The organism is Dellaglioa sp. CoH-56-MRSF-14, assembly GCF_056782115.1.
In genome coordinates, this window is record NZ_JBXAYB010000135.1 from 1 (window position 1) to 242 (window position 242).

The following is a 242-nucleotide window of genomic DNA, read 5'->3' on the forward strand; positions in this document are numbered from 1 at the left end:
TTTCATCACCTCTCCTTGGTTCGGAGCGAGGCACGTGCTTCTATCACTTGCCCCAGCTCTTTTTGCAGGGCTCTGTCATCAGGATCGAGCGCCAGCTTTTTCTTCAGCCGTGAAATTTGCATACTGAGGGAACTGTACAGCTTTTTATTATCTCCTAGTTTTGCGTCGAATCTGCAACGTCTGTGCACACCGCTTGCTTCGCGAGTTTTTGCGCCGGCCTGATTGTAGGACCAGCGCTGCAT

The 242-nt window shown here is 51.2% G+C and carries 1 protein-coding gene; it reads right to left on the reverse strand.

Going from position 1 to position 242, the window contains the following annotated elements; genetic code table 11:
• Nucleotides 1–5: 5 nt before the first annotated feature.
• Nucleotides 6–242 (reverse strand): hypothetical protein (locus tag AC1RPX_RS08085; RefSeq protein WP_481763383.1); only part of this gene is annotated, 237 nt, incomplete at its 5' end.